Origin of the sequence: Alsobacter sp. KACC 23698, assembly GCF_045348435.1 — a bacterium.
Classification (GTDB): domain Bacteria; phylum Pseudomonadota; class Alphaproteobacteria; order Rhizobiales; family Beijerinckiaceae; genus Alsobacter.
This window is the reverse complement of sequence record NZ_CP157484.1, coordinates 2645808-2658194: the sequence shown is the minus strand read 5'-3', so window position 1 is coordinate 2658194 and position 12387 is coordinate 2645808. Positions and strand designations below refer to the sequence as shown.

10 protein-coding genes are annotated in these 12387 nt (G+C 69.5%); 6 read left to right on the top strand and 4 right to left on the bottom strand.

Going from position 1 to position 12387, the window contains the following annotated elements:
* The first annotated feature begins 128 nt into the window (after window positions 1–128).
* Window positions 129–1598: a peptidoglycan DD-metalloendopeptidase family protein gene (locus tag ABEG18_RS12340; protein ID WP_406858353.1), complete on the top strand. Its 1470-nt coding sequence runs from the start codon at window positions 129–131 to the stop codon at window positions 1596–1598.
* 153 nt (window positions 1599–1751) lie between these two features.
* Here ABEG18_RS12340 and ABEG18_RS12335 read toward each other — a convergent pair whose 3' ends face one another.
* Window positions 1752–2666 (bottom strand): ATP-binding protein, encoded by a 915-nt coding sequence (locus ABEG18_RS12335; RefSeq protein ID WP_406858352.1) that lies wholly within the window; start codon window positions 2664–2666, stop codon window positions 1752–1754.
* 243 nt (window positions 2667–2909) lie between these two features.
* Between ABEG18_RS12335 and yajC the strand changes: the two genes are divergently transcribed.
* The 5 genes from yajC (at window position 2910) to ABEG18_RS12310 (ending at window position 7206) form a co-directional block, all read left to right on the top strand.
* Window positions 2910–3239: a preprotein translocase subunit YajC gene (gene yajC / locus ABEG18_RS12330; RefSeq protein ID WP_406858351.1), complete on the top strand. Its 330-nt coding sequence runs from the start codon at window positions 2910–2912 to the stop codon at window positions 3237–3239.
* Window positions 3240–3337: 98 nt separating this feature from the next.
* A complete protein-coding gene (gene secD / locus ABEG18_RS12325) occupies window positions 3338–4951 on the top strand; it encodes a protein translocase subunit SecD (protein WP_406858350.1) in 1614 nt (537 codons plus the stop codon).
* Window positions 4952–4965: 14 nt separating this feature from the next.
* Window positions 4966–5967, top strand: a complete 1002-nt coding sequence (gene secF / locus ABEG18_RS12320) for a protein translocase subunit SecF (protein ID WP_406858349.1) — start codon at window positions 4966–4968, stop codon at window positions 5965–5967.
* Window positions 5964–6350, top strand: a complete 387-nt coding sequence (locus ABEG18_RS12315; RefSeq protein ID WP_406858348.1) for an Mth938-like domain-containing protein — start codon at window positions 5964–5966, stop codon at window positions 6348–6350. Before secF ends, ABEG18_RS12315 begins: the two co-directional genes overlap by 4 nt.
* 1 nt (window position 6351) lies before the next feature.
* The gene (locus tag ABEG18_RS12310) at window positions 6352–7206 is read left to right on the top strand and encodes a phytoene/squalene synthase family protein (protein ID WP_406858347.1); all 855 of its coding nucleotides are present in this window, start codon (window positions 6352–6354) and stop codon (window positions 7204–7206) included.
* Window positions 7207–7209: 3 nt separating this feature from the next.
* On the opposite strand, the gene trmFO is transcribed toward ABEG18_RS12310, so the two are convergent.
* From trmFO to uvrA, 3 genes are all read right to left on the bottom strand, one after another.
* Window positions 7210–8637: a methylenetetrahydrofolate--tRNA-(uracil(54)-C(5))-methyltransferase (FADH(2)-oxidizing) TrmFO gene (gene trmFO, locus ABEG18_RS12305; RefSeq protein WP_406858346.1), complete on the bottom strand. Its 1428-nt coding sequence runs from the start codon at window positions 8635–8637 to the stop codon at window positions 7210–7212.
* A gap of 150 nt (window positions 8638–8787) precedes the next feature.
* A complete protein-coding gene (locus ABEG18_RS12300) occupies window positions 8788–8949 on the bottom strand; it encodes a DUF1127 domain-containing protein (RefSeq protein ID WP_406858345.1) in 162 nt (53 codons plus the stop codon).
* A 358-nt stretch (window positions 8950–9307) separates the two neighbouring features.
* Window positions 9308–12274, bottom strand: a complete 2967-nt coding sequence (uvrA, locus tag ABEG18_RS12295) for an excinuclease ABC subunit UvrA (RefSeq protein ID WP_406858344.1) — start codon at window positions 12272–12274, stop codon at window positions 9308–9310.
* Window positions 12275–12387: the final 113 nt, after the last annotated feature.

The window sequence follows — 12387 nt, the reverse complement described above, 5'->3', positions numbered from 1 at the left end:
AAGAGGCGCAATCGCTCCGACCAGAACGCTTTTTTAACCCCAACAGCCCTTTAATCGGCATCACGGATTTCGACTTGTGGCTGTTCTGAGTGGGTTGTGTCATGCGTGTGCGTCCTGGTTCCGTCGCCGTGCGTTCGGTCCCCCGCCTGCTGGTTGTGTGCCTGGTGGGCGGCGCAGCGGCGGCCTGCAGTTCCGAAACGATGCGTTTCGCGGACAATCCCTTCCAGAACCCCTTCTCCAATTCGGCGCGCCTCGACCCCGGCGCCACCGGCAGCGTAGGGCCGGCGCGAACCCAGGCGGACGGCCGCGCCAAGCAGGCGCAGTCCTTCCACGGGGTGGCTCCCGCCGGGCAAGTGTCGTCGGCGCCGCTCGCGGCTCCGGTCGCCTCCGCTCCGATCGCCTCGGCGCCGGTCGCCGCCCCGCCGGTCAGGATGACGAACGTCTCGCCGGCCGGCCTTCCCGCCACGGGCGGCCCCAAGGGCTGGACCGCGCAGGGCGGCTCCACGGTGGCGCTGGGGCAGGGTGAGACGATCACCACCCTGTCAAACCGCTACGGCGTCCCGGAGGCGGCGATCCGCTCGGCCAACGGCATCGCGCCCGGCGCGCGGCCCGCGCCCGGGTCGCAGCTGATCATCCCGGTCTACAACGCGGCGGGCGCCGCGGCCCCGGCCGCGCCGCATGTCGCCAGCGCGCCGGCTCCGTCCCGCGTCGCCGCGCCGTCCGTCCAGCCGGCGCCGGCTCCGCAGCCCCAGGCGGTCGCGGCCGCTCCGAAGGCGGCGCCCGGAAAGGCGCGCATGCAGCTCGTCCAGGGCGCCAAGGCCACGCAGGCGAAGCAGGCCGCGGCCGCCCCGGAGGAGGCCGCGCCAGCGCCCGCCGCGCCGGCGCGCATCGCGTCCGCCAAGCCGGAGCGCAAGGTGGAGGTCGCCAAGGCCGAGCCCAAGGCACCGGCCAAGCCTGAGCAAGCCAAGATCGTCGCCAAGGCCCCGGCGCCTGTCGCCGTCGCCAAGCCTGCGGTCGTGGCGGCCGCCCCTGCCGCGGCTCCGGCGGCCGCGGTCGTCAAGCCCGCTCCGGTCAAGCTGGCCAAGGCCGTGGAAGCGCCGGCCAAGGTCGCCGTAGCCGCTCCGGCCGCCGTGCAGGCGCCGGCCCCGGTCGCGGCCCCCGCGGCGGCGCCCGCCGCCAAGGCCGAGCCGGCCGAGACGGCCAGCATCGCTCCGGCGGGACGCGGCGGATCGGAGTTCCGCTGGCCCGCCCGCGGCCGCATCATCACCGGCTACAACAAGAGTGGCGGCAATGACGGCATCAACATCTCCCTGCCGGAGGGCACGCCCGTGAAGGCGGCCGAAGGCGGCGAGGTGGCCTATGCGGGCAACGAGCTGAAGGGCTACGGCAACCTCGTCCTGGTGCGCCACCCTGACGGCTGGGTCTCCGCCTACGCCCATAACGGCGAGCTGAAGGTGAAGCGCGGCGACAAGATCGCCCGAGGCCAGCTTCTCGCCCTGTCCGGGCAGTCCGGCAACGTCTCGTCCCCGCAGCTGCACTTCGAGCTGCGCAAGGGCTCGACTCCGGTCGATCCCATGCCCCATCTGGCCGGCAATTGACCGGCATGGCCGGCGACTGACCGGCCAGGATCCGAGACCACGGAAAGTCGATCAGCATCCGCGAGACACGTAGGCTGATCGGTCGTAGGCGGGCGGTGCGTCGGGCGCCGCCCGCTTTCGTTTGCAAGCGGCGGGGCCGATCCGCCGCGCGCCTCAGAGCGTCTTGCCGAGACGACCGGCGAGGTCCTGGATGAACTGCCAGGCGGTGCGGCCCGAGCGGGAGGCCCGGGTGATCGACCACTCCAGCGCGTCGTGGCGCATCGCCTCGGGATCGGCGACGTCCAGGCCGTAATGCTGGGCGTAGCCCTCCACCATGGCCAGGAACTCGTCCTGGCTGCATTTGTGGAAGCCGAGCCACAGGCCGAAGCGGTCCGACAGGGAGATCTTCTCCTCAATGGCCTCGCCGGGGTTGATGGCCGTCGAGCGCTCGTTCTCCATCATGTCGCGCGGCAGCAGGTGCCGGCGATTGGAGGTGGCGTAGAAGACGACATTGTCGGGCCGGCCCTCGATGCCGCCCTCCAGAACGGCCTTCAGCGACTTGTAGGAGGTGTCGTCGCCATCAAAGGAGAGGTCGTCGCAGAACACGACGAAACGGAACGGCGCCTCGCGCACCATTTCCATCAGCAAGGGCAGGCTGTCGATGTCCTCGCGATGGATCTCGACCAGCTTCAGCGGCGTCGCGCCCTGGCTGCCCCTGTCGAGATTGACCTGCGCATGGGCGGCCTTGACCAGCGACGACTTGCCCATGCCGCGCGCGCCCCAGAGCAGCGCGTTGTTGGCGGGCAGCCCGCGGGCGAATCGGGCCGTGTTCTCCAGCAGCGTGTCGCGCGCCCGGTCGATTCCCTTCAGCAGCACCATGTCGACCCGGTTCACCTTCGGGACGGGCACGAGCCCGGCCGGAAGCGGCCTCCACACGAAGGCGTCCGCGGCGGCGAAATCCGGCCGCTCCGGCCGGGGAGGGGCCATGCGCTCCAGCGCTCCGGCGATGCGCGCCAGCAGGGCGGCCTGTTCTTCGGTGAAGAGGGCTGCGTCCGGGCCGGCGGACGGGGTCGGACGAGAATCGGGCATGGCGGGACGGGACATGGCTGGGCAAGACCTGCAGGCTAGCGCAAGACGACGGCGCGCCCCTGTCTAATGAGGCGCGCGCATCGTGTCATCCCGCCTTGGGGCGACCGGGCGGGGCCGCCCGCCCGTCGCCCGTCGCGGCATTTGCTTTCCGCCGGCCCGTGGCTATAGTCCGCGCCACTTTTCCGGCTCCCCCCGCCGCACCGGCGGGACGTGGGGCCTTTTTCCCGTGCGGAGGTTCTCCCCGTGATCACGCCAGCATTCGCCCAGACCGCCGGAGCCACGGGTGGGATGGACATGGTCGTCCAGCTCGTCCCGTTCCTGCTGATCTTCGTGATCATGTATTTCCTGATCATCCGACCCCAGCAGCGCCGGGCCAAGGAGCATCAGGACCTCATCAAGAACGTGCGCCGCGGCGACACGGTGGTGCTGAACGGGGGACTGATCGGTCGCGTCACCAAGGCGAGCGACGATCCCGAAATGGAGATCGAGATCGCGGAAGGCGTGCGGGTTCGCGCCGTTCGTGCGATGATCGCCGAGGTTCGCGCCAAGGGCGAGCCCGTCAAGGCCGCCTGAGACCTCGCGCCCGCGGCGGCGGGGTCCGTCGCCCTTACCGGATTGTCGAGCGGCGCGGCCGGCGCTGCCCCTGACGCCTCAGGAAACGACCCGACACGATGCTACGCTTTTCACGATCGAAGACCATCGGCGTTCTGCTCATCGTCCTGTTCGGCGTGCTTTACGCCATGCCGAGCCTGCTTCCCGCGGATACGCGCAAGAGCATCGAGCAGTCGATCCCCTCCTTCCTGCCGCGCTGGATCATCCCGCACCAGGCGATCGTGCTGGGTCTCGACCTGCAGGGCGGCTCGCACGTCCTGCTCGAGGTGGATTCACAGGCCGTCATGCGCGGCCAGGTCAACACGCTGCGCGACGACGTGCGCCGTCTCCTGCGCGAGGAGAAGATCGCGCTGGCCGGCGGGATCGGCGTGCAGTCGCGCGGGGTGACGGTTCGGGTCTCCGACGCGGCCGAGCGGGCGAGGCTGCTGCCGCGCCTGCGCGAGCTGGCGCAGCCGGCGGGCGGCATCTTCGGCCAGGGCGGCGGCCAGAGCTCCATCGAGATCGCCGACCAGCCTGACGGCCTGATCACCATGACGGTCACCGAGGCCGGCGTGAACGAACGGGTGCGCAAGGCCATCGACCAGGCCATCGAGGTTCTGCGCCGGCGCGTCGACGCGCTCGGCACGACCGAGCCGAACATCCAGCGCCAGGGCGTGGACCGCATCCTCGTGCAGGTGCCGGGGCTGCAGGATCCGCGCAAGCTGAAGGAAATCCTGGGCACCACCGCGCAGCTCGAGTTCAGGCTCGTGGCCGACCCCGGCGCGCCTCCCGGCGACGTCGAGCAGCTGCCTTCCCAGGAGGAGGGCGGCGCCATGATGCCGGTGGAGAAGCGCGTCATCGTGCAGGGCGAGGACCTGATCGACGCCCAGCCCGGCTTCGACCAGCGCACCGGCGAGCCCATCGTGAACTTCAAGTTCAACATCCGCGGCGCCCAGCGCTTCGGGCAGGTCACCACCGAGTCGGTCGGCCGGGCGCTGGCCATCGTGCTCGACAAGAAGGTGATCTCGGCGCCGCGCGTGCTGCAGCCGATCACCGGCGGGCAGGGACAGATCTCGGGCCGCTTCACCGTGGAGGCGGCCAACAATCTCGCCATCCTGCTGCGCGCCGGCGCTCTCCCGGCTCCGCTGACCATCGTGGAGGAGCGGACCGTCGGTCCCGGCCTGGGGCAGGACTCCATCGACGCCGGCAAGAAGGCCTCCTATGTGGCCACCGTGCTGGTCGTCGGCTTCATGTTCGTGTCCTACGGGCTGTTCGGCCTCTTCGCCAACATCGCGCTGGCCGTCCACGTGATTCTGATCTTCGCGCTGATGTCGCTGATCGGGTCGACGCTAACGCTGCCGGGCATCGCCGGCATCGTGCTGACCATCGGCACGGCGGTGGATTCCAACGTGCTGATCTATGAGCGCATCCGCGAGGAGGCGAGGGGCGGGCGATCCATGATCTCCTCGCTGGAGGCGGGCTTCCAGCGCGCCTTCGCGACCATCATCGATTCCAACGTGACCATGTTCATCGCCGCCGCGATCCTGTTCTTCCTGGGCTCCGGCCCGGTGAAGGGCTTCGCGGTCACGCTCATCCTCGGCATCGTGACCACCGTCGTCACGGCGGTGACGATGACCCGGATGATGATCGCCCTGTGGTATCGCTCGGCCAAGCCGAACAAGCTGCCGTTCTGACGCAGGAGAGAGACATGAGACTTCTGCGGATCATTCCGGACGACACCAAGTTCCCGTTCATGAGCTTCCGGCGGGTGAGCTTCCCGTTCTCGGCGCTCCTGTCGGTCGTCGCGGTGCTGTGCTTCTTCTTCGTGAGCATGAATTTCGGCATCGACTTCACCGGCGGCACCCTGATCGAGATGCAGGCGAAGTCCGGCAAGTCGGACATCGGCGCCGTGCGAACCACCGCCAACGAGCTCAATGTGGGCGAAGTGGAGGTGCAGGAATTCGGCGAGCGGGGCGACGTCTCCATCCGCTTCGGGCTGCAGCCGGGCGCCAACCAGCAGGATCGCGAGCGGGCGCAGCAGTCCGCGCAGGAGCGCGTCCGCACCGCCTTCGAGAAGGATTACGATTTCCGGCGCGTCGAGGTCGTGGGGCCCCGCGTGTCGGGCGAACTCGTGCAGTCCGGCACGCTGGGCGTCGTGCTCTCCATCGTGGGCGTGCTGATCTATCTGTGGTTCCGGTTCGAGTGGCAGTTCGCCGTCGGGGCGGTGATCGCGACGCTGCACGACCTGGTGCTCACCATCGGCTTCTTCGCCATCACGCAGATCGAGTTCAACATGACCTCGATCGCCGCGATCCTGACGATCGTCGGCTACTCGCTGAACGACACGGTGGTGGTTTTCGACCGGATCCGCGAACTGTTGCGGCGCTACAAGAAGATGCCGGTGGAGGACCTGCTCGACCTGTCGATCAACTCGACGCTGTCGCGCACCATCATGACCTCGGTGACCACCACGCTGGCGCTGCTGGCGCTGGTGCTGTTCGGCGGCCAGGTGATCTCGAGCTTCTCCTGGGCGATGATCTTCGGCGTCGTGATCGGCACCTATTCGTCGATTTTCATCGCCGCGCCGGTGCTGATCTATCTCGGCCTCAAGGTCGGGGCCGAGGCCCCGGCCGCCGCCGAACCGGCGGGCAAGCCCGCGGCCAAGGCCGCCAACCGCGTGCGCGGGCCGGCGGAGCGGCCGGCGCAATGAGCGGCGGCGCCCGCTACGAAGGCTTCGTGCCGGGCCGCCATCTGCTCGACGCCTACGGCAATGGCGGGTTCCGCTTCGCCGACATGTCGCACCGGGGCTCGATCCTGGCGCTGCCCTCGGGCATTCGCGCCTGGGCGGTCACGGGGCCGGCGGAGCTGACGACCTCCGCCTTCGAGCCGGTGTTCGCCGAAGAGGCCCCGCCCGAGGTGCTGCTGATCGGCACGGGGCTCGACGTCGCCCCGCTTCCCGAGCGCTTGCGCTGGCGCTTCAAGGACGCCCGCATCCGGATCGACGTGATGCAGACCGGCGCGGCCGCCCGCACCTACAACATCATGCTGGCGGAGAACCGCAGCGTCGGCGCCGCCCTGATCGCGGTCCCCTGAGGTGGAGACCGGGCAGGGCGCCGCAGGGGTCGACGTGGCGGCGGACCTCGTGCGCGAGCACGACCGCGACCGCTATGTCGCGACCCTGTTCGCGCCGGAGGCGCGCCGCCCGGCGCTGCTCGCGCTCTACGCCTTCAATGTCGAGGTGAGCCGCGTCCGCGAGGCGGTGTCCGAGCCGCTGCCCGGCGAGATGCGCCTGCAATACTGGCGCGACCTCCTGGCCGGCGACGCCATGGAGGCGAGCGGCCACCCCGTCGCCGCCGCGCTGGGCGCAGCGATCGCGCGCTACCGCCTGCCCCGCTCGGCGCTGCTGGACCTGATCGAAGCGCGCACCTTCGACCTCTATGACGACCCCATGCCGTCGATAGGCGATCTGGAGGGCTATGCGGGGGAGACCTCGTCGGCGCTGATGCGGCTGGCCAGCCTCATTCTGGCCGACGGAGCGGACCCCGGCGGGGCGGACGCCGTGGGGCATGCGGGCGTCGCCTACGCCATCGTGGGCCTGCTGCGTGCGCTGCCCTGGACGACCGCCCGCGGGCAGGTGTTTCTTCCCGCCGACCTCATGGCCCGCCATGGCCTCACCCGCGCGATGGTGCTGGCGCGCGACGCCGGCGAGCCGCTGCGCGCCGTGCTGGCGGACCTTCGCGGGCTCGCCCGCCGCCATCTTGGTCAGGCCGAGGCTGCGGCGGACGCGGCCGGCCCCGCCGTGCGTGGCGCCATCGTGCCGGCGGCCCTGGTCGAGCCCTATCTGCGCAAGCTGGAGGCGGCGAGTTCGAACCCGTTCCAGACCCCGGCCGAGCTGTCGCCGCTGCGCCGCTTCCTGACGCTGTGGCTCGCCTCGCGCCGGGCCCGCTAAGGGCTATTCCGCCGCCCTGAGGGTCGAGCCGGGATTTTCCGCCCAGCCTCTCATGTCGTTGAGCGCCCGCGTGGTCAGCGCCGTCTTGCGGGCGATGGCCTTGGCGGTTCCGCGCAGGCGCTTGCCGTCCTCGCTCGTGGGGGCCTCGGCCAAGGGCGGGAACAGGCCGAAATTCACGTTCATCGGCTGGAAGGAGGGCGGACCGTCGTCGATCGTCTCGATGTGCCCGCCCGTGATGTGGTTGAGGAGCGCGCCCATCGCGGTGGTGGGCGGAGGAGGGGCGATCGGCGCGGCGAGCCGCTCGGCGGCCGCCATCCGGCCCGCCAGCAGGCCCATGGCGGCGCTTTCCACATAACCCTCGCAGCCGGTGATCTGGCCGGCGAATCGCAGCCGCGGCATGGCCCTGAGCCGCAGCTCCGGATCCAGCGTCACGGGCGAATTGAGATAGGTGTTGCGGTGCAGGCCGCCCAGGCGGGCGAACTCGGCGTTCTGCAGGCCCGGGATGGTGCGGAACAGGCGCACCTGCTCGGCATGCTTCAGCTTGGTCTGGAAGCCGACCATATTGTAGAGCGTGCCCAGGGCGTTGTCCTGACGCAGCTGCACGATGGCGTAGGCCTTGGCGTCCAGCCCCTCGCGATGCGGGTTGGTGAGCCCGAAGGGCTTCATCGGGCCGTGCCGCAGCGTCTCGCGCCCGCGCTCCGCCATCACTTCAATGGGCAGGCAGCCGTCGAAATAGGGGGTGTTCGTCTCCCAGTCCTTGAAGCTGGTCTTCTCGCCGGCGATCAGGCCGTCGATGAAGGCGCCGTACTGCTCCTGCGTGAGGGGACAGTTGATGTAGTCGGCCCCCGTGCCGCCGGGGCCGGCCTTGTCGTAGCGCGACTGGAACCAGGCCGTGTCCATGTCGATGCTGTCGCGGTGGACGATGGGCGCGATGGCGTCGAAGAAGGCCAGCGAACTCTCGCCCGTGAGGCTCCTGATGGCCTCGGCGAGGGCCGGCGAGGTGAGAGGACCGGTGGCGACGATCACCGAATCCCACTCCGCCGGCGGCAAGCCGGCGACTTCGCCTCGCTCCACCGTGATCAGCGGATGCGCGTTCAGGGCGGCCGTGACGGCGGCCGAGAAGCCGTCCCGGTCCACCGCCAGCGCGCCGCCGGCCGGGACCTGGTGGGCGTCGGCGCAGCGCATCACGAGCGACTCGAGCAGGCGCATCTCGGCGTGGAGCAGGCCGACCGCATTGGTGCGGGCGTCGTCCGAGCGGAACGAGTTGGAGCAGACCAGCTCGGCGAAGCCGTCCGTCTGGTGGACTTCCGTCGGCCGGACGGGCCGCATCTCGTGCAGCACGACCGGGACGCCGGACCGGGCGATCTGCCAGGCCGACTCGGATCCGGCGAGGCCGCCGCCGATGACGTGGATGGGTGCGAGGGTGCTCATGCGCCGGAACCTAGGCGCCCGGGGCCGTTCGCGCAACGCCTCGCTGGGCGCCCCACGCAAAACGCCCGCCGGGAGGGGCGGGCGTTGCGCTCGGAAGCGATCGGGGAGGGGGTCGATCGAGCTCCCGAAGAGAGGTCGTCGCCGGGAGGCTCAGGCCTTCACGGCGTGCTTCTTGGCGATGAAGCGAATGTCGCCGCGGGAGATGCCGAGATCGCTCAGATCACGGTCGGTCAGCTGCGAGAGCTCACGGACGGTGTTGCGATAACGGGCCCAGTTGCGGAGACGCTTGGAGATGGTGTTGACGGTCAGCATGGCTTTGTTCCTGTGCAGTGCGGTAAGACGCTGCGCCATCAGGAGAAAGGATCAGTCCTGGTGGCGTGGGCGCCAGCGATTTGCTGCACTGCATATACGTCTGGACCCAGGCCTCAGCCACCGGATCTTCCACATGCCCGACCCCTCATAACTGCATAGCACGGAGAGGTTTCGTTAAGAGTTGCGCGCTTGCTGCATGGCATAAAAGGCGCCAGGGGGCGTGATTCCAGGCGCCGGGCGCCCAATGGGCGGGCCGCCGGCGTCCCCGGCGCGCCGCATCGCCGCTCCGGAACGATCAGAACCTGTCGCGATGGTGAACCGCCGGTTGACGATGCGCCGTCGTGGGTCGGGCTGACGCCTATTCGGCGGCCTGGCTGCGCGCCTTCAGGGGGCGGCGGGCGAGGACCTCCTTGAGGAACCGCCCGGTGTGGCTGGCCTTCGCCTTGACGATGTCCTCGGGCCGGCCCTGGGCCACGATCGTCCCGCCGCCGTCGCCGCCCTCGGGTCCGAGGTCCAGCACCCAGTCGGCGGTCTTCACGACTTCCAGATTATGCTCGATCACCACGACGGTGTTGCCCTGGTCGACGAGCTCGTGCAGCACCTCCAGCAGCTTCGCCACGTCGTGGAAATGCAGGCCTGTCGTGGGCTCGTCGAGGATGTAGAGGGTGCGTCCGGTCGAGCGCCGCGACAGCTCCTTGGACAGCTTCACGCGCTGGGCCTCGCCGCCGGAGAGCGTGGTCGCCTGCTGGCCCACCTTGACGTAGTCGAGGCCGACGCGGGCCAGGGTCTCCATCTTCTCGCGGATCGACGGCACGGCCTTGAACAGCTCGCCCGCCTCCTCGACCGTCATGTCGAGCACGTCGGCGATGGACTTCTCGCGGTACTTCACCTCGAGCGTCTCGCGATCGTAGCGCTTGCCCTTGCACACGTCGCAGGTGACGTAGACGTCGGGCAGGAAGTGCATCTCTATCTTGATGACGCCGTCGCCTTGGCAGGCCTCGCAGCGGCCGCCCTTGACGTTGAACGAGAAGCGCCCCGGCAGGTAGCCGCGCGCCTTGGCCTCGGGCAGGGCGGCGAACCATTCGCGGATCGGCGTGAACGCGCCCGTATAGGTGGCGGGGTTGGACCGCGGCGTCCGCCCGATCGGCGACTGGTCGATGTCGATGACCTTGTCGAGATGCTCGAGGCCCTCGATCGTGTCGAAGGGAGCGGGATGCTCCAGGGCCCCGTTCAGCCGCCGGGCGACGGCCTTGTAGAGCGTGTCGATGATCAGGGTGGACTTGCCGCCGCCTGAGACCCCCGTCACGCAGGTGAAGGACCCCAGCGGGATCTCGGCCGTGACGTCCTTGAGGTTGTTGCCGCGCGCGCCGGTGATCTTCAGCATGCGGCCCTTCTGGGGCTTGCGCCGCTTGGCCGGGACCGGAACGGACAGCTCGCCCTTCAGGTAGCGGCCCGTGAGCGAGTTCTTGTCGGCGAGGATCTCCGCCGGCCGCCCCTGGCTGACGATGCGGCCGCCATGGATGCCGGCGCCCGGGCCGACATCGACCACGTAGTCGGCCTGCAGGATCGCGTCCTCGTCGTGCTCCACGACGATGACGCTGTTGCCGAGGTCGCGCAGGCGCTTCAGCGTCTGCAGCAGGCGCTCGTTGTCGCGCTGGTGCAGGCCGATGGAGGGCTCGTCCAGGACGTAGAGCACGCCCGTCAGGCCCGAGCCGATCTGCGAGGCGAGGCGGATGCGCTGGCTCTCGCCGCCCGAGAGCGTGCCGGAGGCGCGCGCCAGCGTCAGATATTCCAGGCCCACGTCGAGCAGGAAGGTCAGGCGCTCGCGGATCTCCTTCAGGATGCGCCCGGCGATCTCCGTCTGCTTGGGGTTGAGAGTGTCCGGCAAGGCGCCGAACCAGGCGTGCGCGTCCTTCACCGACAGGCGCGACACCTCGGCGATGTGCTGGCCCGACAGCTTGACGGCCAGCGCCTCGGGTTTCAGGCGAAAGCCGTTGCAGGCGGCGCAGGGCGTCTCGGACATGAAGCGCGAGATCTCGTCGCGCGCCCAGTCGCTCTCCGTCTCCTTGTAGCGGCGCTCCATGTTGCGCACGACGCCCTCGAAGGGCTTGCGCACCTCATAGGCCCGCAGCCCGTCGTCATAGGCGAAGCGGACGCTCTCCGACCCGGTGCCGTACAGGATGACGTCGCGCGCCTTCTGCGGAAGGTCCTTCCATTTCGAGGTCAGCTTGAAGCCGTAATGGTCGGCCAGCGACGCCAGGGTCTGGCCGTAATAGGGCGAGGTCGACTTGGCCCAGGGCGCGATGGCGCCACCGCGCAGCGTCACGGTCTCGTCCGGCACGATCAGGACCGGGTCGACCGCCATCTCGTGGCCGATGCCGTCGCAGGTCGGGCAGGCCCCGAACGGGTTGTTGAACGAGAACAGCCGCGGCTCGATCTCGGGGATGGTGAAGCCGGAGACCGGGCAAGCGAATTTGGACGAGAAAACCTGGCGGCGGGGCTCGCCCTTTTCGTCCTTCTCGTCGGCGAACTCGACGACCGCGATGCCGTCGGCCAGGTCGAGGGCGGTCTCGAAGCTCTCGGCCAGCCGCGAGGCGATGTCGGGGCGAACCACGAGCCGGTCCACCACGACGTCGATGTCGTGCTTGAACTTCTTGTCGAGAGCGGGGGCGTCGGCGATCTCGTGGAACTCGCCGTCGATCTTCACGCGCTGGAAGCCGCGCTTCAGGAACTCGGCCAGCTCCTTGCGGTACTCGCCCTTGCGGCCCCGCACCACGGGCGCGAGCAGATAGAGGCGCGTCTTCTCCGGCATGGCCAGAACGCGGTCGACCATCTGCGACACGGTCTGGCTCTCGATCGGCAGCCCGGTCGCCGGCGAATAGGGAACGCCCACGCGCGCCCAGAGCAGGCGCATATAGTCGTAGATCTCGGTGACGGTGCCGACGGTGGAGCGCGGGTTCTTGGACGTCGTCTTCTGCTCGATCGAGATGGCCGGGGAGAGCCCGTCGATCTGGTCGACGTCGGGCTTCTGCATCATCTCCAGGAACTGGCGGGCGTAGGCCGAGAGGCTCTCGACATAGCGGCGCTGGCCCTCGGCGTAGATGGTGTCGAAGGCCAGCGACGACTTGCCCGAGCCGGACAGGCCCGTGAACACCACGAGTTCGTCGCGCGGGATCGTCAGGTCGACGTTTTTCAGGTTGTGCTCGCGGGCGCCGCGGATCGCGATCACCCGCTGGTCGGCCCACTTTTGGGACGCGCTCCTGCCGGTCTCGGAGGCCTGTCCAGCTTTGGGGGCGCGATCAAAGAGTTCGTCGATGGCGGCCATACGGGGGCACCTGCATTGCACTGAAGGCGTGGGGGCCCACCCTGAGGAAGGCGACGCGCGACGGGATCGGATGTCTGAACGCCACATGTAGGGCTCAGGACGCCGCTGCGACA